The sequence below is a fragment of the Methanoculleus sp. 10 genome (assembly GCF_913757945.1).
Taxonomy (GTDB): domain Archaea; phylum Halobacteriota; class Methanomicrobia; order Methanomicrobiales; family Methanoculleaceae; genus Methanoculleus.
This window is the reverse complement of record NZ_CAJYDP010000002.1, coordinates 1-24,249: the sequence shown is the minus strand read 5'-3', so window position 1 is coordinate 24,249 and position 24,249 is coordinate 1. Positions and strand designations below refer to the sequence as shown.

26 protein-coding genes are annotated in these 24,249 nt (G+C 65.0%); 16 read left to right on the top strand and 10 right to left on the bottom strand.

Annotation, left to right across the window (positions count from 1 at the left end; all coding sequences use genetic code 11):
* Positions 1 to 76: 76 nt before the first annotated feature.
* Together QZ408_RS01960 and QZ408_RS01955 are read left to right on the top strand one after the other, a co-directional pair.
* On the top strand, positions 77 to 292 hold the full coding sequence (locus tag QZ408_RS01960) for a type II toxin-antitoxin system HicB family antitoxin (protein WP_292489778.1): 216 nt from the start codon (positions 77 to 79) through the stop codon (positions 290 to 292).
* A gap of 124 nt (positions 293 to 416) precedes the next feature.
* Complete coding sequence (locus QZ408_RS01955) at positions 417 to 1,535, top strand: TIGR04084 family radical SAM/SPASM domain-containing protein (protein ID WP_292489289.1); 1,119 nt, start codon at positions 417 to 419, stop codon at positions 1,533 to 1,535.
* Between the two features lie 17 nt (positions 1,536 to 1,552).
* Here the strand turns inward: QZ408_RS01955 and QZ408_RS01950 are convergent, their stop codons facing one another.
* Positions 1,553 to 2,338, bottom strand: coding sequence for a hypothetical protein (locus QZ408_RS01950; RefSeq protein WP_292489286.1), 786 nt, complete (start codon positions 2,336 to 2,338; stop codon positions 1,553 to 1,555).
* Positions 2,339 to 2,492: 154 nt separating this feature from the next.
* Between QZ408_RS01950 and QZ408_RS01945 the strand changes: the two genes are divergently transcribed.
* Positions 2,493 to 2,657 (top strand): hypothetical protein, encoded by a 165-nt coding sequence (locus QZ408_RS01945; RefSeq protein ID WP_292489284.1) that lies wholly within the window; start codon positions 2,493 to 2,495, stop codon positions 2,655 to 2,657.
* A 31-nt stretch (positions 2,658 to 2,688) separates the two neighbouring features.
* Here the strand turns inward: QZ408_RS01945 and QZ408_RS01940 are convergent, their stop codons facing one another.
* Entirely contained in the window at positions 2,689 to 3,264 is a 576-nt protein-coding gene (locus QZ408_RS01940; protein WP_292489282.1) for a flavin reductase family protein, read from the bottom strand.
* 79 nt (positions 3,265 to 3,343) lie between these two features.
* A complete protein-coding gene (locus QZ408_RS01935; protein ID WP_292489279.1) occupies positions 3,344 to 4,273 on the bottom strand; it encodes a DUF475 domain-containing protein in 930 nt (309 codons plus the stop codon).
* A gap of 115 nt (positions 4,274 to 4,388) precedes the next feature.
* Here QZ408_RS01935 and QZ408_RS01930 point away from each other — a divergent pair, with 115 nt between their 5' ends.
* Positions 4,389 to 4,841, top strand: coding sequence for a CBS domain-containing protein (locus QZ408_RS01930; RefSeq protein WP_292489277.1), 453 nt, complete (start codon positions 4,389 to 4,391; stop codon positions 4,839 to 4,841).
* A 44-nt stretch (positions 4,842 to 4,885) separates the two neighbouring features.
* Here QZ408_RS01930 and QZ408_RS01925 read toward each other — a convergent pair whose 3' ends face one another.
* The 3 genes from QZ408_RS01925 to QZ408_RS01915 are packed head-to-tail and all read right to left on the bottom strand — an operon-like array spanning position 4,886 to position 6,574.
* On the bottom strand, positions 4,886 to 5,341 hold the full coding sequence (locus QZ408_RS01925; protein WP_292489274.1) for a YbhB/YbcL family Raf kinase inhibitor-like protein: 456 nt from the start codon (positions 5,339 to 5,341) through the stop codon (positions 4,886 to 4,888).
* A gap of 60 nt (positions 5,342 to 5,401) precedes the next feature.
* A complete protein-coding gene (locus QZ408_RS01920; RefSeq protein ID WP_292489272.1) occupies positions 5,402 to 5,854 on the bottom strand; it encodes a YbhB/YbcL family Raf kinase inhibitor-like protein in 453 nt (150 codons plus the stop codon).
* A 15-nt stretch (positions 5,855 to 5,869) separates the two neighbouring features.
* Positions 5,870 to 6,574 carry a phosphoribosyltransferase family protein gene (locus QZ408_RS01915; protein WP_292489270.1) on the bottom strand — a complete coding sequence of 235 codons (705 nt, stop codon included), beginning with the start codon at positions 6,572 to 6,574 and terminating at the stop codon, positions 5,870 to 5,872.
* A 104-nt stretch (positions 6,575 to 6,678) separates the two neighbouring features.
* Between QZ408_RS01915 and QZ408_RS01910 the strand changes: the two genes are divergently transcribed.
* The gene (locus QZ408_RS01910; protein WP_292489268.1) at positions 6,679 to 7,140 is read left to right on the top strand and encodes a ribonuclease HI family protein; all 462 of its coding nucleotides are present in this window, start codon (positions 6,679 to 6,681) and stop codon (positions 7,138 to 7,140) included.
* Between the two features lie 2 nt (positions 7,141 to 7,142).
* Positions 7,143 to 7,580 carry a tRNA (N6-threonylcarbamoyladenosine(37)-N6)-methyltransferase TrmO gene (tsaA, locus tag QZ408_RS01905; RefSeq protein WP_292489266.1) on the top strand — a complete coding sequence of 146 codons (438 nt, stop codon included), beginning with the start codon at positions 7,143 to 7,145 and terminating at the stop codon, positions 7,578 to 7,580.
* Position 7,581: 1 nt separating this feature from the next.
* Here tsaA and QZ408_RS01900 read toward each other — a convergent pair whose 3' ends face one another.
* Entirely contained in the window at positions 7,582 to 7,779 is a 198-nt protein-coding gene (locus QZ408_RS01900) for an aldehyde ferredoxin oxidoreductase C-terminal domain-containing protein (RefSeq protein ID WP_292489264.1), read from the bottom strand.
* Positions 7,780 to 7,889: 110 nt separating this feature from the next.
* On the opposite strand from QZ408_RS01900, the gene QZ408_RS01895 reads away from it, so the two are divergent.
* From QZ408_RS01895 to QZ408_RS01885, 3 genes are all read left to right on the top strand, one after another.
* On the top strand, positions 7,890 to 7,991 hold the full coding sequence (locus QZ408_RS01895) for a MoaD/ThiS family protein (protein WP_292489262.1): 102 nt from the start codon (positions 7,890 to 7,892) through the stop codon (positions 7,989 to 7,991).
* 140 nt (positions 7,992 to 8,131) lie between these two features.
* Positions 8,132 to 9,034: an Mrp/NBP35 family ATP-binding protein gene (locus QZ408_RS01890; protein ID WP_292489260.1), complete on the top strand. Its 903-nt coding sequence runs from the start codon at positions 8,132 to 8,134 to the stop codon at positions 9,032 to 9,034.
* Positions 9,035 to 9,036: 2 nt separating this feature from the next.
* Positions 9,037 to 9,357, top strand: coding sequence for a hypothetical protein (locus tag QZ408_RS01885; protein ID WP_292489258.1), 321 nt, complete (start codon positions 9,037 to 9,039; stop codon positions 9,355 to 9,357).
* Between the two features lie 545 nt (positions 9,358 to 9,902).
* Here QZ408_RS01885 and QZ408_RS01880 read toward each other — a convergent pair.
* Positions 9,903 to 11,231, bottom strand: coding sequence for a glutamine synthetase beta-grasp domain-containing protein (locus tag QZ408_RS01880; protein ID WP_292489257.1), 1,329 nt, complete (start codon positions 11,229 to 11,231; stop codon positions 9,903 to 9,905).
* 103 nt (positions 11,232 to 11,334) lie between these two features.
* Here QZ408_RS01880 and QZ408_RS01875 point away from each other — a divergent pair, with 103 nt between their 5' ends.
* The 5 genes from QZ408_RS01875 (at position 11,335) to QZ408_RS01855 (ending at position 16,527) form a co-directional block, all read left to right on the top strand.
* Complete coding sequence (locus QZ408_RS01875; protein WP_292489255.1) at positions 11,335 to 12,396, top strand: hypothetical protein; 1,062 nt, start codon at positions 11,335 to 11,337, stop codon at positions 12,394 to 12,396.
* A gap of 17 nt (positions 12,397 to 12,413) precedes the next feature.
* Entirely contained in the window at positions 12,414 to 13,910 is a 1,497-nt protein-coding gene (locus QZ408_RS01870; RefSeq protein ID WP_292489777.1) for a glutamate synthase-related protein, read from the top strand.
* A 5-nt stretch (positions 13,911 to 13,915) separates the two neighbouring features.
* On the top strand, positions 13,916 to 14,653 hold the full coding sequence (locus tag QZ408_RS01865; protein WP_292489776.1) for a hypothetical protein: 738 nt from the start codon (positions 13,916 to 13,918) through the stop codon (positions 14,651 to 14,653).
* A 5-nt stretch (positions 14,654 to 14,658) separates the two neighbouring features.
* Positions 14,659 to 15,678 (top strand): Coenzyme F420 hydrogenase/dehydrogenase, beta subunit C-terminal domain, encoded by a 1,020-nt coding sequence (locus QZ408_RS01860; protein WP_292489254.1) that lies wholly within the window; start codon positions 14,659 to 14,661, stop codon positions 15,676 to 15,678.
* Between the two features lie 432 nt (positions 15,679 to 16,110).
* Positions 16,111 to 16,527, top strand: a complete 417-nt coding sequence (locus tag QZ408_RS01855) for a hypothetical protein (RefSeq protein WP_292489252.1) — start codon at positions 16,111 to 16,113, stop codon at positions 16,525 to 16,527.
* Positions 16,528 to 16,694: 167 nt separating this feature from the next.
* On the opposite strand, the gene cca is transcribed toward QZ408_RS01855, so the two are convergent.
* Positions 16,695 to 18,068: a CCA tRNA nucleotidyltransferase gene (cca, locus tag QZ408_RS01850; protein WP_292489250.1), complete on the bottom strand. Its 1,374-nt coding sequence runs from the start codon at positions 18,066 to 18,068 to the stop codon at positions 16,695 to 16,697.
* The gene (thpR, locus tag QZ408_RS01845; RefSeq protein ID WP_292489249.1) at positions 18,065 to 18,604 is read right to left on the bottom strand and encodes an RNA 2',3'-cyclic phosphodiesterase; all 540 of its coding nucleotides are present in this window, start codon (positions 18,602 to 18,604) and stop codon (positions 18,065 to 18,067) included. Before thpR ends, cca begins: the two co-directional genes overlap by 4 nt.
* A gap of 168 nt (positions 18,605 to 18,772) precedes the next feature.
* On the opposite strand from thpR, the gene QZ408_RS01840 reads away from it, so the two are divergent.
* Together QZ408_RS01840 and nrdD are read left to right on the top strand one after the other, a co-directional pair.
* On the top strand, positions 18,773 to 19,102 hold the full coding sequence (locus QZ408_RS01840; RefSeq protein WP_292489247.1) for a glutaredoxin family protein: 330 nt from the start codon (positions 18,773 to 18,775) through the stop codon (positions 19,100 to 19,102).
* Positions 19,099 to 24,132: an anaerobic ribonucleoside-triphosphate reductase gene (gene nrdD, locus QZ408_RS01835; RefSeq protein WP_292489245.1), complete on the top strand. Its 5,034-nt coding sequence runs from the start codon at positions 19,099 to 19,101 to the stop codon at positions 24,130 to 24,132. Before QZ408_RS01840 ends, nrdD begins: the two co-directional genes overlap by 4 nt.
* The last annotated feature ends 117 nt before the right edge of the window (positions 24,133 to 24,249 follow it).

Below are 24,249 nucleotides of genomic sequence, written 5' to 3'. Positions count from 1 at the left end.
AATCCTGGGCAAAAAGAAGAGTGTTATAGTAGGCGGATGGCTTATGCAATAACCGAGGACGGCGTGATTGGCGAACGTGCAGCTGACAGTGTTGACCTGGGAAGAGGAGGGGGTGTATATCTCACAGTGCCAGGAACTCGAGGTTGCCCGTTGCGGTGATACACCCGGGGAGGCGCTTGAGAACATCCGTGAAGCGATCGAGCTCTACCTCGAAGATGCAGGAGGACCCGGGATGTTGCAGGATATCAGACTCGTCCTGACGGTGAAGGGGCCGGATGCTGCTGGTATATGAAACTTTCCCGTGACCCTTCCGCCATCCGCCCAAAAAGCCTCGCAGAAACCCTCTACGAAACGGCGGGAGCCCCCTGTAACCTCACCTTTTTCCCGCCCGGCCCCCAACCTGTAAGAGACCGTTCGTGTACTACCACCTCATCCTGACCGACAACTGTAACCTCTGCTGCACCTACTGCCGGGGAAAGGCGTTCACCGTCGACCCCCCGGAACAGCCCGATATCGCCGTCGACGAGGACCTCCCGGTGGACCTCGACATCGACCTCGGTGACCTCTACCGGTTCCTCGCGAAGGATCCCGGGGCCGTCCTGACCTTCTATGGCGGGGAGCCCCTGCTTGCCGCCGATCGCGTCCGCGAGATCGCCCGCGACGCCCCGGTATCGGCGCTGATCCTGCACACCAACGGCACCCTCCTCGACCGCCTCGAGCCCGCGGTCGCGAACCGCCTCGACACGATCCTGGTCTCGATCGACGGTCCTGAGAGGCTCACCGACGCCCACCGCGGGGAGGGGACGTTTGAGCGGATCACCCGGAATCTCCAGGACCTTATTGCGGGCGGATTCTCTGGCGAACTGATCGCCCGGATGACGGTGACCGAGGATACCGATATCGCTGAGGCCGTCCGCTACCTCGCAGAGAACGACCGGTTCTCGTTTCCCGCCGTCCACTGGCAGATGGACGCGAACTTCTGGAACGATTACAGCCTCCGGGACTACACCGCGTGGGTGAAGGAGAGTTACAACCCCGGCATCAGGTCGCTTGTCCGGTTCTGGGTGGAGACGATGCGGGAGGAGGGGAGAGTGCTCCGGTGGTACCCCTTCATGGACCCGGTGCAGGATATGCTCCTTTGCCGGCCGAGCATGCTCCGGTGCGGGTGCGGCCACGCGAACTACAGCATCATGACCGACGGGCATATCGCCCCCTGCCCCATCATGGTCGGCATGAAGGACTACTACGTCGGGCATATCGCCACGGCCGACCCGCTCCGGCTCCCGGTGACGACCGTGGGGAGCCCCTGCACAGAATGCGGCCTTCTCGACTTCTGCGGCGGCCGGTGCCTCTACTCAAACATCACCCGCCCCTGGCCGGAAGTTGGGCGGCGGGTCGTCTGCGGGACGGTGGAGAACCTCTATGCGGCGCTCTCGGCGGCACTCCCGGAGGTCCGGGCCCTCATAGACTCGGGGATAATCCGGATGGAAGACTTCGAGCACCGGAAGTACAACAGCTGCGAGATTATACCTTGAAACGGTTAACCGGGACCTTATCCGTCCCCGGCGTTTGCAAGGAGATCCGCTGCGCCCTCCACCATGGCACGCGCGGCTTTCACCTTTGCCTTCACGACGGCATGGTTCCCGTCTTCGAGTGCCGCCTCCGCCTCCTGGTAGAGGACCTCCGCCCGGTCCGTCCGGGCCCGAGGCTTTTTGACATCCTGCCCCTCGACGGCCGCGAGCTCGACCTCCTCCTGGACGGCGAGAAGGTCGCCATAGAGTTCCTCTAAGAGTTCGCGCAACTCTTCGGTCCGGGCGAGATCCTCCTCCCGCTTCTGCCGGCCGCGCTCGCGGAGCGCCTCCCGGGCCTCCTCCTGCCCTGCGATGATCGCCTGGAGTTCGTTCTCCACGTCCCTGACCGCCTCGGCAAGCACCTCGGCGAACGCGGTCCGCTCCTCGCGGGAGGCCTCGTAGCCGTCGTATGCGCCGTATGCCCCGCCGGCCGCCGCACCGCCGAGGACGTCACCGATGTCGCGGTCGCCCCGGAGTATGCCGCCGAGGAGGCCGCCGAGACCGGCCCCGGTGACGGCACCCGCGAGCCCCTTCTTGATCTCTTTTCGCTCCCGGTCGACGGTATAACTCACCCGGACATTCTCCCGGTCGATCACGACCTCCATCTTCCCCTGCTCACCGATATGCCGGATATCCATCGTCGAAATCGTATCTCCGACATTCTGGTGCGTGATCTCCGTGCCCCTGAGTGCGAGCTGCGACATCAGCCGCTCCACAAAGTCCTGGTAGAGGGACGACACTCCCTGACCGTAGTAGATAAACGCCATACATACCTCCGTTCTGCCGTTTGGTAGTTAAGGCTCCGGCACCATACGATAAAAACCTTTTCAGGCGTGATTTTCTTGAAAAACGGCCTGAAATCTGCCTATCGGCAGAGAGCAACATTCATCCGGCCGAAAGGACGAACACTCTCCAGGTACCATGACGACAATCGGGCTCATTCTCTGCAGGATCGGGCTCCACCGCTGGGGCAGGAAGCGGGGCTACGACGAGTACTCATCAAACGTCGTCGAGTGGGAGCAGCGGTGCGAGCGGTGCGGAAAGCGGAAGCGGTGGGTCGAGGTGAAACGGGACCGCCGGCGGTGACGACCAAAGGTCGGGAAGGCCATCCGAAAAGTTACTTCCTGATCTCCCTCCCCACCGAGAAGGCCTTCGCGAGCACGCCGGAAAAGCCGTAGTACTCCTGCCGCATCGAGTCGTAGGCAAACGGCCGGATCTTTCCTATATCGGGTTTGCCGTCCTCCCCAAGGACGCTCTCGTCCACCTTCACGTCCAGGATCTCACCGATGAACTGGGTGTGTACGCCGATCTCGACTGTCTGGAGGAGCCGGCACTCGAGGACGACCGGAAACTCTCCGACGTATGGAGCGTCCACCAGGTCGCCTTTCACGGGCGAGAGCCCGGTTGCTGCGAACTTGTCCGTGTCGCGGCCGGAGACGATGCCGAAGTAGTCCGCCTCCCGGACGTAGTCCACCGAGGGTATGCTGATCGTGAACTCACGCCGCTCGACCAGGTTCTCGTAGGTCTGCCGGGTCTTCTGGACCGAGACCGCGACCGCCGGGGGGCGGGAGGAACAGATGCCGCCCCATGCAGCGGCCATGGCATCCGGCCGGCCGCCGGGACCGTATGTCCCGATGATCAGGTCGGGGTGAGGGTAGAGGAGGGTCCGCGGGCCAATGGATCGCTTTGTCATGGCTTACGTTTCGTCGTTGCGCCTGAATAAACCTTTTTGGGCCACGGAAAAGAGGGATGGAGCGGTGCCCGGCCCCCGGTCACACGGCGCCCGCGGCCCCCTTCTTCTGCTCCTGCATCGAGCGGTAGAGGAAGTAGCCGACGATGCCGAACGTCGCTATCGGCGAGAGCCAGGTAGGGATATGGAACCCGAAACTGTCGGCGAGCATGATCGTGCCGAGCACCAGGATGGAGTACATCGCCCCGTTCTTGAGGAAACAGTAACTCCGGATCTTGTCGACGCCCCGGACAGTCAGTTCCCTGACCACAACGGCCCCGATGCCGTTCCCGATCAGGATGAGCGGGACCGAGAGGGTGAAGGCGAACGCCCCGATGACGCCGTCGATCGAGAAGGTTGCGTCGAGAACCTCAAGGTACGCGATCTTTGAGAAATCCGACATCCCGGGCCGCCGGAGCCTGGATTCCTGCACCTCGGCGTTCTGCCTGAACCCGTGGACGATGAAGAAGGCGGTTGAACCAAGCACGGCCGCGAACCCCATCATGGTGTCGATCTGAAGGGCGAACCAGACGATCACAGCAAGCAGGATCGAGGCAACGGCATAGAACCAGACACTCTGCCGGGAGAAGAACGCTTCGCTCCGGAGCCCGCAGGTCTTCTCCTCGACAAAGAGCCAGTGGAAGAAGAGGAGGACGAGGAACATTCCTCCAAAGATCAGGAGGACCGGGGCCGACTCCTCGATCGCGGCCACGACCGCAGGGTCGCTTGAGAACGTCGCGAGCAGCGCTCCGACGGGCCCAAGCGACGGAGTCGTCGCCCAGACGATCAGCCACGGGAGGAGCCCCCGGACCACGAAGACCGCGAAGATCAGGCCCCAGAAGAGAAACCACCTACGGGCCTTCTCCCCCATCGTCGCGAGGACGTCGGCGTTGATGATGGCGTTGTCGATGCTTGAGACGATCTCGAAGACCGAGAGGCCCGCTACGGTCAGAACAATGAGCAACCAGTCCATTATTGCGGATGTACAATCTCTCACCGATCACATATAAGGAAATAAGTCCGGCCCGACGGGGGTTATATTCATATACCATATCCGGCATGATTCTGCCGTCAACGGAGGATACGTTATGGGACTTATGAAATGCTGCCGTGAGCAGGTCGTCGCCGTCTCGCCGGACACGCCGGCGGTGGAGGTGGCGAGGATCATGGGAGAGAAGAACGTTGGGAGCGTCGTCATCGTCACCGGGGATAGCCGGCCCGTCGGGGTGATTACCGACCGCGATCTCACGATCCGGGTGATGGCGCGCGAGAAGAACCCAGGCGAGGTCCGGGCGGGGGAGATCGTGACCCGGGATGTGATCACGTTCCGGGACAGCATGGGGGTCTACGAGGCCATCCAGAAGATGACCGTCGAGGGCATCCGGAGGATGCCGGTCGTCGACGATGCCGGAAAACTCGTCGGGATCATCACCATGGATGATATCGTCCGCATGCTGGGCGAGGAGATGGCCGCTATCGCAAAGAATATCGAGAAACAAAGCCCGCCCATGCAGAGAGAGGCCCCGCCCGTACCCATGTGACGGAGGGGGCGGCACCCTTTTTTCCGGGCGGGGACCTCCTGCCCCTACTCGGTGGCGAACGCAATAGCCTCCCCTGACTGATTCAGCGACCCCTGCATCGCCCGTATCATATCCTCCCAGGTCGCCCCGGGCGCGAGCGCAAGGTCGAGGTCGAGCGCATAGACCCGGAAGAGGTAGGCCTCGCCCTTCCCGGGCTCCGGGCAGGGACCCCGGTAACCGATGCTGCCGAAGTCGTTTGTGCCCTGGACGGCATGGAGCGGCGACTCCACCACTCCGCCGGTCGGGAACCCCTCCGGGATCAGCGGGACGGGGGGGAGGTTCCAGAGGATCCACGCCACCTTCGACGGCCCCTCCTCGGGGCTCGCCGTCGCGAGGACCGCGAGCGACTTGATGTTCGGGAGGATCCCTTCCACCCGGATAGGGGGAGACCGGTTCGCCCCCTTACAGGTGTAAACCTCCGGGAAGTCTTCAAAATCCAATTTCACTGTCAGTTTCGGCATACTACAAGCCTCCGTCGACAGACATCTATCGGATCGGGGATGTGAAAAAGGTTTGTCCGGTCACCGGGAGTAGAGGGCGGCAGTCTCGCCGGACTGGAGGACGTGTGCCCGCATGGCTTCGATGAGGCCGTGCTTGCCGGCGCCCGCCGCGAGAGGGAGCATGGCGTCAAGCCCGTAGACCCGGAAGAGGTAGCGGTGCGACTCGCCCCGTGACGGACAGGGCCCCCGGTAACCGATGGTGCCGAGATCGTTCGTCCCCTGGACCGCGCCGGCCGGCTCCGAGAGAAACCCCTCAGGCGGCAGATGCGCCGGGATCCTCTCTGTAGCCGGTATGTTCCAGATGAGCCAGTGCGTCAGCGTGCCTCGCGAAGCATCGGGGTCTTCCATGACGACCGCAAGGTACGGCGTCCTCGCCCCGAGGACCCTGGACTCCGGCGAGGTGTCGGCACCATCACAGGTATGCTCCGGCGGGAAGATGCCAAAACCCGGCATAACGTTGAGAGGGGCCATCATCACGCCCCGTCCACATCAGAAGAGCCCCATGTCCCGGGCCTGGATCAATAATTCCTGCACCTCCTGATCGGTGATGTCGTGCCATCGCTCATAGGCCTGCGCCACCGCGAAGGTGCGGCCGGTCCTGATGTTCAAGCAGACGACGAGGTCAACCTTCCGGGCGATGAAGTCGACGGCGTGGAGGGAGCCGGTAGGGACCGCCACGATGACCTCGCCGGGCGAACCGGCCCGGACGGCCTCGACGGCGGCGAGCATCGTATACCCCGTCGCGAGACCGTCGTCGACCAGGATCGCGGTCCTGCCTTCAAGCCCCGGTTCCGCCCGCCCGCCGGAGAACTTCTCCCTACGCTCCTCCACGTTCTTTCTGGCTTTCGCGACGGCGGCGTTCACTTCGGCCTCCGAGAGGTCGAGCCCGGTCATCAGGGCGCGGTTCAGGAAGACCTGCCCGTCCCAGGTCACGGCGCCGAACCCGGCCTCGGGATTCCAGGGGATCTGCACCTTCCGCACCACCGCCATCCGGAGCGGCGCCTTGAGCGCCCGTGCCACCTCAAGCCCCGGCGGCACCCCGCCGGCGGGAATGGCGCAGACCACCGCCTCAGCGCTCATCTCCAACTGCGAGAGCGTCGCGGCGAGGCGCCGCCCGGCATCGGTCCGGTCCTCGAAAACCCCCAGCCGGTCCCGCATCGTTCTATCCTCAATAATCCGGCCCGTATCCAGCATGAGTCCGCCCTTACCCGCCGGGGTATTAACGTCTTTTGGTGGACGGCCCTTCACTCCCGGAAGCGATACCAATAACCCTCCACAGATCGATGATCAACCGGTAGATGATGCGAGAGACAGACAGACCGGAGGGGGCACTGGTGACGGCAGCCGGTGAGGTGACGCTGTACACCGACGGCGCGTCGCGGGGAAACCCCGGGGACGCCGCCTGGGCATACGTGATCGTACAGGACGGATCCGTCGCCGCCAGCTGTTCCGGGTTCATCGGGACGGCGACCAACAATGTTGCCGAGTACCACGCCGTCATCAACGGCCTTCGCGCCGCCCGGGCCTTCACCCGGGGCAGGCTCGAGGTCAGGTCGGACTCGGAACTGGTCGTCCGCCAGCTCACGGGCCAGTACCGCATCACGAAGGAGCATCTGGCGGCCCTTGCAGGCGAGGTGCGGCAGTGGGCGCGCCACTTCGCGGAGGTCAGGTTCACGAGCGTCCCAAGGGAGCACCCCTGCGTCCGGGTCGCAGACCGCCTCTGCAACGAGGTGCTCGACGCGGAGGGAAGGAGGAGGTAGAGATGGCCCCGATCGAGTGCATCCCCATCGGGATCGTCCGGTCGCCCTACCGGGCCAGGGGCGACGCCCCGCGCCAGGGGCGCCTCGCGGACACCGTCGCGGAGATCCACGTCCTCGACGCCTACGCCCCCGGGCTTGAGGATGTGGAGCGGAGCAGCCACCTCATCGTGCTCTACTGGCTCGACCGGGCGGAGCGCGGGCTGCTCTATGCAAAACCGCCGGGGGAGACCCGGGCAAGGGGGGTCTTTTCGACCCGCTCGCCCGCCCGGCCGAACCCGATCGGGTTCGGGATCGTCGACCTGATCCGGCGCGACGGCGCCGTCCTGGTCGTCCGGGGGCTCGACGCCCTGGACGGGACCCCGGTGCTGGACATCAAGCCCTACTCGCCCGAGATCGACTGCATCCCCGAAGCGACGGGCGGGTGGCACATAAAGAAGTAGGTCAGGGGAGAGGGACCGCCTCCTCGCCGATACCGGGGCCGCGGAGTCTCTCCGGCGTGGGACGCCCTTCCCGGTCCCATCCCCGGGCCCGGTAGTAGTCGTCAAGAAGGGGCTCCCGTTCCCGGGCCCGGCCTTTCGGGGCGCCCCCGGTGAGCGGTTCTGTGAGGAGGCGCGGCGGCAGGGTGTCGTCATCCCCCACAGCCCCGACACGTCCCGGATCCCCTGCGTGCCCGTCGTCAAGGAGGAGATAGACAGGGCCTCTCCGCCCGGCACCCCGGGCCCGGCGACGCCCTCTTCACCCCTGCGGGCGTGGGTCAGAACGGCAGGAACATCCACTTCAGCGGGGGTCTTGAGACCCCCCTTGACGACGGCGACGTCGTCGCCCTTTTTCCCCCCGCCGCCGGGGGATAAACGCGTGCAAAAGCAGTATTCCCGGGGGCGTACGGGAAAATTTGCCATCACCTATACCTTTTTGTGACGTTTGCGGTTAATATATAGTAGCTCCGGATCGTCCTTAACGAAGGATTACCACACCGCGGAGGATAGTTCTGATGACTCAAACGACCGAACCCGATAAAAATACCTGTTCCGGGAACTGCGCCGGCTGCCCGTCTACGACCAAATGCGAAGATCCAAGAAACCTGAACGCCCCAAAGGGCCTCCCCCCGAAGGCGGATATCAGGGTGAAGCACGTCGTCCTCGTCCTCTCCGGGAAGGGCGGGGTCGGCAAGAGCACGGTATCGGCGAACCTTGCCTACGCCCTTGCCAGCCGCGGCTACAACACAGGCCTCATCGACCTTGATATCCACGGCCCGGACATACCGAAGATGCTCGGTGTCGAGGACGCCCGCCTCCAGTCCTACGACGGCAAGGTCATCGAACCGGTCAGGATCACCGGCAACCTTGCGCTCATCTCCATGGCGTTCCTGCTCCCGGAGCGCAACACCCCCGTGATCTGGCGCGGTCCGATGAAGATGACGGTCATCCGGCAGTTCCTGGAAGACGTCGACTGGGGCAACCTCGACTACCTGGTCGTCGACCTCCCGCCCGGCACCGGCGACGAGGCGCTCACCGTCGCCCAGCTCGCCCCGAACATCGCGGGAGCCGTCATCGTCACCACCCCGCAGGACGTCGCGATCCTCGATTCGAGCAAAGCCGTCCAGTTTGTCAGGAAACTCGAACTCCCGGTCCTCGGGATCGTGGAGAACATGAGCGGGTTCGTCTGCCCCCACTGCAAGGAGGAGATCGATATCTTCGGCAGGGGCGGCGGCGAGAAAGAGGCAAAGGAGCTCGGGGTTCCCTTCCTCGGGGCCATCCCGCTCGACCCCGAGATGCGCAAGGCTGCGGACGAAGGGCGGCCCTTCATCATCCGCCATGCCGGGACCGCGGAGAGCCCGACCTGGAAGAGCATCGATGCCGTCATGAGAGCCCTGGTCGAGCAGATCGAGGGGTGACCATGGAGTACTCGCGGATTCTTGCCGGGCGGGAGGACCCCCTCCCGGTATTCTCAAAGGTTGTCGAGGCGCTCGAGAACTTCGAGGAGTTCCCCTTCCTGCTCGAACCGGTCTACCGTGAGGCCTCCGACCTCGGGGACGAGGAACTCGACCGCCTCCGGTTCGGCCTCGTCCGCCTGCAGGTCTACGCGGACATCCACCGCTACGAGGATATGGAGGCGGCCCAGCGGATGAAGTACGTGGCCGCCGTGCTCGAACGGATGCTCTTTGGCCGGCTCCTCCTCGAGGGAGAAGAGGCCGGCGGGAAGCAGCAGTGCTGCTAAGGAGCCCGGCATCCATTTTTCCGCACCAGAGAAGGGTTTTTCTGTAACGCTGCACGCCGCACCTCCGGCCCCGAACCCGGGATCTGCCGGACGCAGGAATGGCGCATCTACTCCAGACTATATCTGGCCTTCGTCCCATCCCCCACAGAGCGCTCCTCTCCAGCACCCCCTCACCGGGTAAAGCGACACCCGAAAATCCCTCTCCGGCAACCCCCACCCTGCATGGCCACCCTGAAGAGGATACTCGTACGTCCCTCTCCAGCACCCCCCCGCGCTTCACGCTCCTCCCCGCCCCTCCCGGGGGCAGGGGCAGGCAATGTTCACGATATCCAGCGGGAAGCCATGCCGGGGAGCGGCGCTGACGCCGGTTTCCCAGGAGAAGGGGAGAGGGGCTGGACCCGGTTCCTCCCCCGGATCTCCCCGGGCGGGGGACCGCGGTAGCCGTCACCACAGGGGAAGAGACCGGAGAGAGCGGGGGCGGGCTGCCTCGATATCCGGCCGCCTGCTCCGCCCCGGCGAATCCGGGTGTTCTCGCAGAGAAGGGGTTAATACGTCGCCAGATACCGGTCGAGCTCCCAGGGGTGGACCGCCGTCCGGTATGCTTCCCACTCGGCCTCCGCGACATTCGTGAGCGCCTCGACGACGTGGGGCCCGAGTGCCCTGCAGATGAGGTCGTCGGCAAGCAGGGCCTGGTGAGCCGCGTAGAGGTCCCCGGGGAGCGTCTCGATCCCGGCGCGCTTCCGGTCTTCGGCCTTCATATGATAGATATTCTTATCGACGCCGGCCGGCGGTTCGATCCCCTCCCGGACACCCTCCATCCCTGCGGTGAGCATCGCGGCAAAGGTGAGGTAGGGGTTGCAGGTCGGGTCGGGGCTCCGGAACTCGACCCGGGTGCTGTTGCCGCGCGGTGTCGGGACCCGGACGAGGGCCGAGCGGTTGCCGGCGCTCCAGCTGATGTAACAGGGCGCCTCGTAGCCGGGGACGAGCCTCTTATAGGAGTTGATCGTCGGGTTCGCGACCCGGGTGATGGCCTTGGCGTGCCGGAGGAGGCCGCCGATGAAGTGCATGCAGGTCTCGGAGAGCTGCAGGGGGGCCTCCGGGTCGTAGAACGCGTTCACCCCGTCTTTTGCAAGCGAACAGTTGGTGTGCATCCCGCTCCCGCAGATGCCGTAGATCGGCTTTGCCATGAACGACGCGTGCAGGCCGCGCATCAGTGCCATCGTCTTGACCGCGAACTTGAACGTGATGACGTTGTCTGCGGTGTGGAGGGCGTCGCTGTACTTGAAGTCGATCTCGTGCTGGCTCTCCGCGACCTCGTGGTGGGACGCCTCGATCTCGAACCCCATCTCGGTGAGGGCGATGATGATCTCGCGCCGGACGTCCTCCGCGAGGTCGGTGGGGGCGAGGTCGAAGTAGCCGCCGACGTCCTGGAAGAGCGTGGTCGGTCTGCCGTCGACCATCCGGAAGAGGAAGAACTCGAGTTCCGGGCCGGTGTTGAAAGTATACCCGTCCCGCGCCGCGTCCTCCATGGCTGTGCGAAGGACGTAGCGCGGGTCGCCCTCGAAAGGCTTGCCGTTCGCCTTGTAGACGTCGCACATAAAGCGCGCCACCGTGTACTCCTGGGGCCGCCAGGGCAGGAGGGTGTAGGTGGAGAGGTCGGGTTTCAGGACCATGTCGGACTCCTCGATACGGACGAACCCCTCGATCGACGACCCGTCAAACCCGATACCCCCGGTCAGCGCCTTCTCCGCCTGCTTCACCGGGATGGCGACGTTCTTTGGCATACCAAGGAGGTCGGTGAACTGCAGGTGAAGGAATCGGACATTATCCTGTTCGATGCGCTCAAGCATCACAGAAGTGGCGTCGCGGGACATGTGGAAGTCTACTTCTATCCGATGGAATAAATACCTATTGACACAAATATACCCAAGCAGAACTATAGGAAACGGCAATACAACGTTATTCACCGAGGTTATCATGTGCGGCATTTTTGGTGTAATGGATAAGAGGCGCCGGATGATGGATGGTTCCGGCATCCGGCAGGCCCTCTCCATAATGAACGAGCGCGGCAGCGGCGAGGGGGCGGGATACGCGGCTTACGGCATATACCCCGACTACCGGGACTGTTATGCGCTCCACGTCTTCCTCGACAACGCCTGCGAGAGCAAAGCGGTCGTCGACGCAACGCTGGAGCAGTGGGGGACGATCGAGCACGATGAGGCGATCCCGACCTACGACCAGCCGAACTTCCGGGCAGCCTGCACTCCCTGGCGCTACTTCTTCAGGCCGGACCCCTCCCTCGCGCCCGGGAGCGCGACGCCTGAGAAGGATATCATTACAACCCTTGTGATGCAGATCAACGCATGCCAGAACGGGGCCGAGATCGTCTCGTCCGGAAAGAACGCCGGGGTCTTCAAGGCCGGAGGAGCCGGGAGCCGGCCGGAGACCGTGGCGGACTTCTACCGGATCGAGGACTACGAGGGCTACATCTGGCTCGCGCACAACCGCTACGCGACTGCGAGCCCCGGGAAGTGGGAACGGCCCGACCCGTTCAACCTGCACGATTGGAGCGTCGTGGAGAACGGGAAGATCACCACCTACGGGACCAACCGGCGCTACATCGAGAGTTTCGGCTACACGTGCTCGAACTCTACCGACAGCGAGGTCATCACCTGCCTGATCGACCTCCTGGTGCGGCGGCACGGCCTCGACATCGACCTCGCCATCCGGGCGCTCGCCCCGCCCTACTGGGATGAGATCGACCGGATGCCCGAAAGCAAGCAGAAATTGAACCGCGCCCTCCGGTTCGCCTACGGCCCCGCGACGATGAACGGGCCGTTCACCGTCGTGGCCGCGAACCCCGATATGATGGTCGGGTTCACCGACCGGGGCAAACTCCGGCCGATGGTCGTCGGCGAGTGCGCGGACCGCCTCTACATCTCAAGCGAAGAGGCGGCGATCCGGGCCATGGAACCGAAGGTCGAATCGATCACCATGCCGGCTGCAGGCGAGCCGGTGATCGGGAGGGTTGCCCCGTGAGCAGCAACCTCGGCAGCATGCCGCTGCGGTACCGGGTCACGATCGACCGCGAACAGTGCATGGAGTGCGAACGGTGCATCAACAACTGTTCCTACGGCGTCTTCCGGCGGGACGGCGACCGGATCCTGATCAACTCCCGGAAGTGCACCGCCTGCCACCGGTGCCTCGCCTACTGCCCCCGGGACGCCATCATGCTCGAAGAGCAGCCCTGTGACTACCGGAGCCACCCGGTATGGACCAGGGCAACCCGGGAGGCGATCTACAACCAGGCCCGGACGGGAAAGATCATCCTCGCCGGGATGGGCAGCGTCGCAAACCTCCCGGTCATCTTCGACCACCTGATGCTGGACGCCTGCCAGGTCACCACGCCGCCCACCGACCCGCTCCGCGAACCCGTCGAACTCCGGACCTACCTCGGGAAGAAGCCGTCGCACCTGGATCTCTGCCGGAATTCGAACGGTGACGTGGAACTCGCCACGGAACTCGCCCCGAACCTCATGCTCGAGACCCCGGTCATGCTCGGCCACATGAGTTACGGGGCGATCAGCCTCAACGCCCAGGTATCCATGGCCCGGGCCGCGAAGGAGACCGGCACCTACATGGGCACCGGGGAGGGCGGGCTCCACGCCGGCCTCTACCCCTACCAGGACCGCATGATCGTCCAGGTCGCCTCAGGAAGGTTCGGCGTGAACATCGATTACCTGGAGCGCGGCGCCGCCATCGAGATCAAACTCGGGCAGGGCGCAAAACCGGGCATCGGCGGCCACCTCACGGGCGAGAAGGTCAGCAAGGACGTCTCCCGCACCCGGATGATCCCGGAGGGGAGCGACGCCATCAGCCCTGCGCCGCACCACGACATCTATGGCATCGAGGACCTCTCCCAGCTCGTCCGGGCCATCAAGGAGGCGACGGAGTGGAAGAAACCGGTCTTTGCCAAGGTCGCAGCCGTCAACAATACAGCCGAGAACGTGGCGGCCGTTGCCCGGTCCTCGGTGGACGCCGTCGTCATCGACGGGTTCCGGGGCGGCACCGGCGCGGCGCCGCGGGTCTTCCGCGACCACGTCGGCATACCGATCGAGGTCGCCGTCGCGAGCGCCGACCGGGAACTCCGGAGGCAGGGGCTCAGGAACGAGGTCTCCCTCATCGCCTGCGGCAGCATACGCGAGAGCGCGGATGTCGTGAAGGCGATCGCCCTCGGCGCGGATGCGGTCTACATCGGGACCGCAGCGCTCGCGGCGATGGGCTGCCGGGTCTGCGGGAACTGCTACCAGGGTCTCTGCCCCTGGGGGATTGCCACCCAGCGCCCGGACCTGGTCGAGCGCCTGGACCCCGACGTGGCATCGAAACAGGTCGCAAACCTCATCCACGCATGGACGCTCGAGATCACCGAACTGATGGGGGCGGCGGGGATCAACAGCATCGAGAGCCTGCGGGGCAACCGCGACCGGCTCCGGGGATACATGCTGGACGAGAACATACTCAACGTCCTTGACGTCGAGCCGGTGGGAGCGTGAGCATGATGGCAAAACAAGTCACGATCGATGCGAAGGGAATGCACTACACGCCCTTAAACCAGCAGATCAGGAAGGCCGTGGAGGACGGCGCCGACGAGGTCGTCGTCCAGAACGTCCTCGGGCAGCGGTTCATCGGCGACGGCCTCCGCGGGAACGCCACCATCCACGTCTACGGCGTCGCGGGCGGCGACCTTGCCATGTTCATGAGCGGGCCGACCGTTATCGTCCACGGGAACGCCGAGCACGCGCCCGGCAACACGATGGATTCCGGGAAGGTGGTGATCCACGGGAGCGCCGGGGACGCGGTGGCGCACAGCATGCGGGGCGGCAAGGTCTTCGTCCGCGGGAACATCGGCTACCGGGGCGGGATCCACATGAAGCAGTACGAGGCACAGCGCCCGATACTGGTCGTCGGGGGGTCCGCCCGGACGTTCCTCGGCGAGTACATGGCGGGCGGCCTTCTCGTCGTCCTCGGTCTCGACGGCGCCATGGACGCCCGCGGTATCGGGAGCGGGATCCACGGCGGGGAGATCATCATCCGGGGCAGTGTGGACGACGCCTGCCTTGCCGCCGGGGCAAAGAAGGTGCCGCTCACCGATGAGGACCGAAAAAGGATCGCCCCGGTGATCCGCGAGTTTGCGGGCGACTTCGGGCTCGACCCGGAACCGCTCCTGAACGCGGACTACACCCGGATTGTGCCCGCGAGCGCACGGCCCTTTGCCGGGAAGTATACGTGGGAGTGATTGGGATGGAGACGAAGACATTCAAAGACCTGCAAGCCGCGGTCTGGGCTACGGACCTCTGCTCCGGGTGCGGTGCGTGCGTGGCGGTCTGCCCGGCGGACGCCCTCCGATTTATGCCGGGGGACACCGATGCACCGGTGAACATCGGCTACTGCAAGGCCGAGAACGACAGCGTGCCCTGCGGGGCCTGCTACGCGGCCTGCCCGAGAGTCGACCTCGCGGGGCAGGGGCGGATGCTCGGGTCGCACCGGGAGATCGTTGCGGCCCGGTCGGTATTCCCGGTGGAGCGCAAGCAGAGCGGCGGCGCGGTGACGGCGATCCTCGTCAACGCCCTCGATGAGGGGCTGATCGATGCGGTCGTCACGGTGACGAGGGACCCCTGGACGCTGAAACCCTCATCGGCAGTGATCACATCGTCGGATGCGCTCATCCAGCACGCCGGGAGCCGCTACTCCTGGTGGGTGCCGCTCCTTGCCTCCTTGAAGGAAGCGGTGGTCACCCGGAAGTACCGGCGGATCGCCGTCGTGGGTGTGCCCTGTGTGGCACGGGCGACGCAGGCGATCCGGGCGAGCGACCACGAACTCCTCCGGCCGTACGCGAAGGCGATCCGGCTCGTCGTCGGCCTCTTCTGCACGGAGACGTTCGATTACGCGAAACTGGTCGAGGGGAAACTGCAGGCCGAGCGCCGGATCGAGCCCTGGGAGATCCAGCGCCTGGACATCAAGGGGAAGCTTGACGTCTACCTGCAGGACGAGCGGCGTATATCCATCCCGCTTACCGACCTCGAGGAGTCGGTCCGGCCCGGGTGCCGGGTCTGCACCGACTTTACGGCCGTGGAGGCGGACGTCTCGGCCGGGGCCGTCGGATCGCCGGACGGTTACACGACGCTTGTGATCAGGAACGATATCGGCAAGGGGTTCGTCGACCGGGCGGTCTGGCAGGGAAAACTTGCGACCGGCGGGAGCGTTGATGTCGCCGCCGTCGAGCGCCTGGCGGCGAAGAAAGCAGAGCGGCGGGAAGAATAATACTTTTTTTGCGCGGGATTCCCTGATGCCGATGGCAGGTCCCCCGTGCGCTCGTTGACCGGGAGGCCTACCTGCAGCACGAGGAAAAAGACGTCCTCGTCCAACTCTCCATCCTGAAGGCGCAGGTTGAGAGGAGGGGGAGGATACGCCAGTGCTGATATCGACCGGGAATGCACCAGGAGGGAGGGGCGGCGCTCTCCAGCCGCCGGGTGAGGATGGTCCGTTTGCCGGCCCCGCGGTCATCGCCACCTGCTTCGTGAGCCCGAGAACGCCGTCTTCTGCTGTGATCTCCGGGCATTCCGCGCCGTTTTTCCATCGAACCGATAGGAGGAGAGCAACCGGCTCGCGTAGATTTAAGCGTATCGCGCAACATCGCCGGATAAAGGAAACGTTTTTGATATCGCCACGGAGAGATACGTCTCGTGAACATCCATGAATGCAAAAAAGATCCTTGCCGGGGGGTTCATCGGCGGTATAACCCTCCTCATCGTGAACTTCGTCATCTCGGCATTCATAATGCTTGTCGCCCCCTACGATGCCCTCACCCTGGGCGGCATGCGCCCGGCGGAAGATCCGCTGATGCTGTTCTTCTTCGCCTACCCGTTCGTTCTGTCGTTTGCGGCGGCCATCATATTCGATCTGGTGAAAGACGCATTGCATGGCCCGCCGGGCAGCAAGGGGGCAGTCTTCGGTGCGGCACTCTTCCTGATCTACACGGTGCCCAGCGTCTTCATAACCTTCACGTCGATGGATTACCCGGCCGGGTTCTACTTTGAAAACCTCCTCTTCGGGGCTGTGGGCTTTCCCCTCATCGGCGCCATATATGCCCTGATCTGGGAGCAACTGTAGCGGTTCTCACCCCGGGCCCGGCGAGTGCCGGTCTCGGGAGAGACCCAGAACAGAGAGCGGCAAGGGTATCGGAAGTCCGGGCCGACCGCGGCGCCGGGGCGGGGAACCCGGCGAACGACACAGACCGGGCAGGGCTCTCCAACCGCCACCCGGAGGGCCGGGTCCCCCTACCTTCCCGTCGTCCTCTTGATCCTCGCAAGCGGCGACGAACGCCCGAGGAACTCCGAGAGGAACCCGGCAAACTCATCGTCCCAGCACTCCGCACCCACCTTCACCGCCCATCCCTGCTTCATCGAGCGGCGGACGTGCTTCCCGAGCGCGACCTCAAAGAGGGCCTTCGACCGCAGGAGGTCGACGGCCCGGGTGAACGGACGGGGCACCTCCACGATGTAGCGGCCGTCCTCGATGTAGGGGCCGGCGAAGACCTCCTCGCCGACATACTTCAGGAGGAACTTCTCCGCGTTCTCCCGTGACCAGACCGGCGGCCCGATATGCCGGCGCATCGCCGGGACTTCGCCCGCCATCAGCTCAAAGAGGAGCAAGCACCGCTCCTCTCCCATGCAGGTGTCGATCCGGTTTGCCGGAAACCCGCTCCGCTCAAGGAGTTCCCGGATCGATTCGGCGGACTTCCGGAGCTGGGGGACCACCGTGTCGGGCGTGTAGTCCGGCGTTGCAAACGCAAGGGAGAAGAGGTGCGTCCCCCGGGTGGAGAGGAGGCGGGCAAAGACCTCGCGGGTGAGCGGCGGGGAGGATGACCGGCAGAAGAACGTCTCCGACGGTTCTCTGAGGTAGCCGCGGGCGAGTTCCGCAAACTCGAACATCCGCGAGAGCGAGAGCGCCGCCGCCACGTTCCTCTCCGGGTCGACCGGATCGATGACGACGAGCGGTTCCTCGAACTGCTTTCTCCCGTGCCCCTCGATATCGATCACCTCTCCCGGCCTCCAGCGGGCGGCGGCCTCGATGAGCGCGTGAAACCCGCCGTAGTAGATCGTCAGGATCTCGCAGAGGTAGCCGGAGAACCCCTCGGTCATGTGGTCCGACCCGTAGACTCCGCCCGCCTTCGCGAACTGCTTTACGAGGAGGACGTCGTCTGCGTAGCCGTCGATGTGGGCGCGGATGTAGCGGGTATGAAACGGTGTCCGGTCCACGGCGCTCTTGATCTCAGTGGCGCTCGGGACGGCGTAGCAGGGGACGAGATCGATATCCAGCGAGTCGATCGTCGCGTTGACGTAGGGGTGCTCGGCGTACTTCTCGCGCCAGACCGCGCCGAACTCCTCCGCGACCCGGCGTGCCAGGAGAAGCCCCTTCTCCTGCAGATCTTCACGGGGGAGAGCGGGGTCAAAGAGCATGAAGATATCGAGGTCCCGGTCACCCCGGACGAAGGTGTCGCGGGCGACCGACCCCACCATCATCGCTTTTGCCATCCCCGATCGCTCCACCGCCTCGATCAGGCGCTCTCCCATCGCCCGGACGTAGGCCCGCTCTTCGGGCGTCGGGCGGATCCGCCTGAGCACCTCCTCCTCGCAGGGGCACCGGGTCAAAGCGGGACCTCCAGAAGGTCCTCGTAGACGGAGCCCCGCGGCGTGAGCGTGCTCTTCTTGAGTTTGATCGCCTCCACCCTGGCCCTTCCGAGCGGTTCGGGAGGCAGGGAGGCCGCCTCTTTGCACTGCGAGGGGTGAAACTCCTTGACCCGCGCAAGAGTCACGTGCGGGCGGAAAGGACGGCTCTCCCGGGGGAACCCGAGCGGCGAAAGGAGGTCATCCACCTGCCGGGCGAGGGCGGCGCTCTCCCCGGTGTCGGTGACGTCGCACCAGATCACCCGCGGCCTCCGCGGGGGGTTGCAGGCCGCACGCCCGACCGTCAGGTCGAAGGGGTCGGCCGCGACGGTCCGGAGCGCCCCGCCAATCGACCCGATCAGCGCCGGATCGACCTCCCCGAGGAACTTCACCGTGATGTGGAGGTTTGCAGGATCGACGATGGCGAGCCTTCCTTCGGACCGTGCCAGGACCGCCTGGGACGCACGCGCCCTCTCGCGGATCTCTTCGGGCAGATCGATTGCAACGAACGTCCTGACCATACTACCGTACTATCGTGCCTCTCCCTACAAAATGGTGATTGTGCGGCGGAGGCATACCGGAAAAACGGGGCGGGAGGCGGCGGAAACGCGAGTCCTGCGGGAGTTTTCGCCGTCGTCGGCACCGGGGTGCGGGAATACGCGCCCGATAACAGACGCTATCTGCACCAAATGGCAGAGGATATATCCGTCCGGAGCCAAAACATAACGACCGACTCCGGGGGTATTATCATATCGGATACAGCGCAATTCATCGTATATACACTTGAACTTTGCCCGAATTGCGAAATTCTCAAAGAGTTCCTCGCCTCCAGGGGGGTTCCCTTCGTCGAGTGCGACATGGCGTCCGCCGAGGCGCTGACGGAACTTCGCATGAACGGCATATTCGTCCGGGAGGCGCCGGTGCTGCAGAAGGGCGAAGCGTTCTATACGTCCGCCGACCTCTTTACCGGCGGGACGTTCCAGGAAGACCTCGTCGGTGACCTGATCACGGAGGCATGAGGTTGGCACGAAAATCGACTCAGACGACCATATTCGGGGAGTTCGTCCCCACCTTCCCGAAGGTCCGGACATCGCGGGGCTACCTCCTCGACTGGGACAGGAACCGGATCATCCGGCAGATCGTGGAGGAGACCCGCCTCGTCGGGGTCTTCTACGGCTACGAAGGGGCCGACGAGGAGACGGCGAAGGATATCGCCTGCCGGGTCGAGAAGAAGATCCAGATGCTCGGCCTGCAGTCGCTCTCCGGCCCCCTGATCCGCGAGATCGTCAACATGACGCTCCTTGAGCGCGGCCTGATCTCCTACCGCAACGTCTGCACGAGGGTCGGGACTCCGGTCTTTGACGCGCACCTCATCGACGTCGGGAGGGGGTTTGAGGCTCACGACAACGCGAACCTCCAGGAGAACGCCGAGACGTCGCACAAGAAGAAGGCGGACAAGATCAGCAAGGAGCAGTACCTCCTGCAGCTCCCTCCCGATCTCGCGGACCACCACCTCCGCGGCGACCTCCACATCCATGACCTGGAATACTTCGGGACAAGGCCGTTCTGTATCGACGGGGGCACGGCCATACCCGTGCGGATGGACAACCGGATCCAGAGCATCCTCCCCGTCGAGTTCCCGATCGAGGGGGACGAATGGCGCCCGGAGGACCTCTCCGCGCTCACGCCGAAGGGCTGGAGGCGCGTTACGAAGGTGACCCGCCGGCGGGTGAACCCGGGCGAGATGCTCCGGATCCGGACATCGGGCGGACGGTCGCTCTCGGTCACCGGTGAGCACCGGATCCCGGTGCGGACCACTGACGGGATGGTCGTCCGCCGCGCCGATGAGGTGCGTGCCGGGGACGCCCTCTACCGGATCTCCGGGACCGATGCCGTCCGCGGGGAGGCGATCGAGGCGATCGACCTTGTTCGGGAACTCCCGGCATCGGTGCCGGCCCATCTCCTTCGAGATGTCTACGTCCGCGGCGCTCAGGATATCTTTGCAGATGCAGTGCGGAGCGGGCGGGCCGCCTCCTACGCCGATATATCGCGCACACTCGGCGTCGAGCACCAGAAACAGTGGTACACGCGCGGGACCATGCCCGTTGCTCTCTTCAACGCGTTCTCTCGCCGCTACGGCATCGAGGAATATGCCGGGGTCACCGTAGAGGTCGCGGGAAGCGAACACGAACTGCCCGCTCTCCTTGAACTTACACCGGAACTCGTCCGGCTTCTCGGGTTCTTCGTCGCGGAGGGCAACTATAACGCCGCCCCACAGATCGGGCAGTACAACCTCGCGATCACCGGGAACGCTCTGGCTCCCGCCATAGGGGCCACGGCTCGCGCCGTCCTGAACACCTATGCAACGATCGCGGGCGTGCCACCCGATACCACGACCATCTACGGGGCCCGGGTGGAGCACAACCGCGCCCTGCAGGTCTCCTTCGGCGGGAAACTGGCGTATCTCCTCTTCTGCTACGTCTTCGGCATCCCGGAGGGAGGAGCGGCGGAGAAACGTCTCCCCTGGATCATCTACCACCTCGACGACGTGCTCCTCCACGAGTTCCTCTCCGCCCTCTTCACCGGAGACGGCTCGGCATCCTACCGCCCGGAAAGATCGGACTGCACCGTCAACTACACGACCGCTTCACCGGCGCTCCGGCAGGAACTCGCTCTCCTGCTCACCTCGCTTGGTATGACCCCGCAAGTCGTCGAACTCTATGGAGACGATACAGAACGCCGGACGCTCTACCGTCTCCAGATCAACGGGAGGAAGAACGTCGAGACGTTCGCCCGGTATGCGACGTTCCTTGATTCGCGGCAGGACCATGTCGACGGTTTCCTCTCCGCGGTGAAGGGGATACGGACCACTGAGCGGGAAGAGACCGTCGTCGAGGTCGCTCCGGCGGAACCGACCGGTGAATACGTCTACGACCTCTTCATCGACGGAGACGGGAGCGAGGAGAGCCATACGTTCTATGCCTCCGACGGCCTGCTCATTCACAACTGCCAGGATTGGGACCTGCGCTACTTCTTCTACTACGGCCTGATGCCCGACGGCAACGGGACGAAGGCGTCGGTCGCCGGCCCGGCAAAGAGGGCCGAGGTGGCGGTCCTCCACGCCGTCAAGGCGCTCGGCTCCGCACAGACGAACTTCGCCGGGGGCCAGGGCTACTACAACTTCCTGACGTTCATGGCGCCCTTCTTCGAGGGGATGGACTACGGCGGGATCAAACAGCTGATGCAGATGTTCGTCTACGAGATGACCCAGATGATGGTCGCCCGGGGCGGCCAGGTGGTCTTCTCGTCGGTCCAGCTCTCCCCGGGCGTCCCGACCCTCTGGAGGGACAAACCCTGCGTCTACCGCGGCAAGGTCTGGGACGGCAACCAGGCGCCGCTCCGGACCTACGGCGAGTTCGAGCGGGAGGTCCGGCTCCTCTTCAAGGCGCTGATGGAGGTGATGCTCGAGGGAGACTACTGGGGCAAACCCTTCTCCTTCCCGAAGCCCGAGATCAGCATCGAACCCGACTTCCTCACCGAGAACGAGGCGTATAACCGGCAGCACCCGGATCTCCCGACCTACCACGACCTCTACCTGATGACGTTCGAGCTGGCATCGAAGTTCGGCACCCCCTACTACGACAACCAGATCCCGGCCTACCGGGGCGCCGGGGAAGGGATATCGTGCTACCAGTGTCTCGCGGGCGACGAGCTGGTCCCGGTAGCCGACAGCGGCGGCAGGATCGCCGTGAGAACGATCCGGAGCCTCTTTGACGCCGCGGCGAAGAACGGGAGACGGGTCGACCCGTTCGGCACGGAGCTCGCCTACTACGACGGGAAGACCCCGAGCGTCGACTTCACGACCCTGGAAGCGTCGCTTCGCCCGTTCCGCGGCGTGATGCGCCGGCGGTATACCGGCGACCTCCTCCGGATCACCCTCGAGTCGGGCCGGCAGATCACCGTCACCCCCGACCACCCGGTCTACGTCCTGAACGGAGGCGGGTTCGCCAGGGAGACGGCAGGGGACCTCGATATCGGCGACTACCTGCCGGTGCTCACGGCGGAGGGGTTCTGCGAGGGCACGGTTGCGGAGATCGACGTCGCAGAGGTCCTCGCAAAGGCGGGCCACGCCGGTGCGATCCGCGCCACCCAAGAAGCGGTGACGGTCCCCGGCACCCGGCACCCCGGCCTGCCCCGCACCCTCCCGGCGACCCCCGAACTCGCGGCGTTCCTCGGCTACTACCTTGCGGCAGGGTCGAGCGACCGCGCCGGACGGTGCTATACGGTCCGGCTCGCCTTTGAGGGGCACGATGCGGGTATTGCGGCGGACGCCGCCGCCTGTATCCGCGCCGCCCTCGGGTACGAGCCGCAGATCCAGAGGTCGGCGACGGGAACCGACGTCGTCGTCAGGAGCAAACTTGTCTACCTCCTGGTCGACGCCCTCGGATGCGGCTCCTCGGCCGCAACGAGATCGGTGCCCGACCTGCTCTTCAACCTCGACAGCACCCTGGTCGGCGGCTACCTCGGCGCGGCCTTCTGCGCCGCCGGAAGGAGAGCCTCCGGGCGCCGTGCCCGGAGCATCAGGCTGAAGGTGGTCTCCCGGGACGCCGCCCGGAAGCTGGTCTGGCTCGCCGGGCAGATCGGCGTCCAGATGAGTTACGCCGAGCGGGAACCAAGAGTCCGCCGGCCCGGGGATGAGACGGCCCCAGAGAAGACCTACACCTGCAGCATCACGGCCCAGGACCAGATCGACCGGTTCTCCGCGGCGACCGGGTGCTGTGCGGAGGTGCCTCTCGGGAGAGAGACCGGCGGAGCCTTCACCCGCCTCCCGGAGGGGGGGCACTCTCCCGGGTATACCGCCCTCGCCTGCGCCGGCAGGTACAGCGCCGGCGGGGTGGAGGGGATCCAGGTCTCGCTCTTCCTCCCGCCCGTCACCCTGCCGGCCGGGACGGGCCAGCTCGCCCGGAGCGACGTCCACCCGCTCCGCATCCGCTCGATCGAGCCGGTGGCCGGCGACGGCTACGTCTACGACCTTGTCGACGTCGCCGGCACCCACACCTTCGCAAACGCGCTCGGCGTCGTGACGGGGAACTGCTGCGCCTACCAGTTCTCATCGCTTGCCGACGGGGACGACGAGTTCGAGGACAAACTCTACTTCCGGGAGGGGAAGCACTTCTCGATGGGCTCCTGGCAGGTGATGTCCATCAACTGCCCGCGGGCGGCATACAAGGCGGAAGGCAGCCAGGAGCGGCTCTTTGCCGAGCTGAAGGCGCTCATGGACATCGCCGTCGACCTCTACCGGATCAAGCGCCGCTGGATGTCGCTGATCCGGGCGAACGGGCGGATGCCCTTTGCGATGCAGCGCCCGAAGGACCCGAACACCGGCGAACGCGGTGCGGTCGCCGTGGACCTCGAAGGCCTCGTCTACACCATCGGCGTGGTCGGCGTCAACGAGATGGTGCAGCACTTCACGGGGCACCAGCTCCACGAGTCAAAGGAGGCGTTCCGCCTCGCTGTCCGGGCCATGACCGAACTCGAGATGTACGCCCGCGAGCTCTCGGCGAAGCACAACATGACGATCGCCCTCGCTCGCACCCCTGCGGAGACGACCGGCCAGCGGTTCGCGGTCGCCGACCTCCTCGACGAGCGGTTCCGGGAGCACGCGCTTAACGTCGTCAAGGGCGACGTGGAGATAGCAGTCGATATGCTCGGCACGACGCTCGACCTCCCCATCTACTACACGAACGGCACCCACGTCACCCCGGCGGCCCCGGTCCCGCTCACGAAGAGGATCGAGATCGAGCACATCTTCTTCCCCATCGTGGACGGCGGGAACATATTCCACGTATGGCTCGGGGAGGCGCGCCCCGACCCCCGGGGGCTGATGGAGATGGCGATGAACCTCTGCCGGACGACCCAGATCGGGTACTTCGCCTTCACCCGGGACCTGACGGTCTCCTTGAAGGAGTACCGGGAGTTGAAACCGGCGCACCCCGGCCCGGGGAAGGCCGCCGGCCTCTCCCCGGCGGCGGACCGGGCGGACGCCTGACCGGTATCACACCTTTTTTGAACCGTGGCGACCTCCCGCCGGAGGGCACAGAGCGTAACCCCACCGGCACCGGACGTTGCGCGAATCATCCCTCCTGCATCGATCCCAAAATAACAG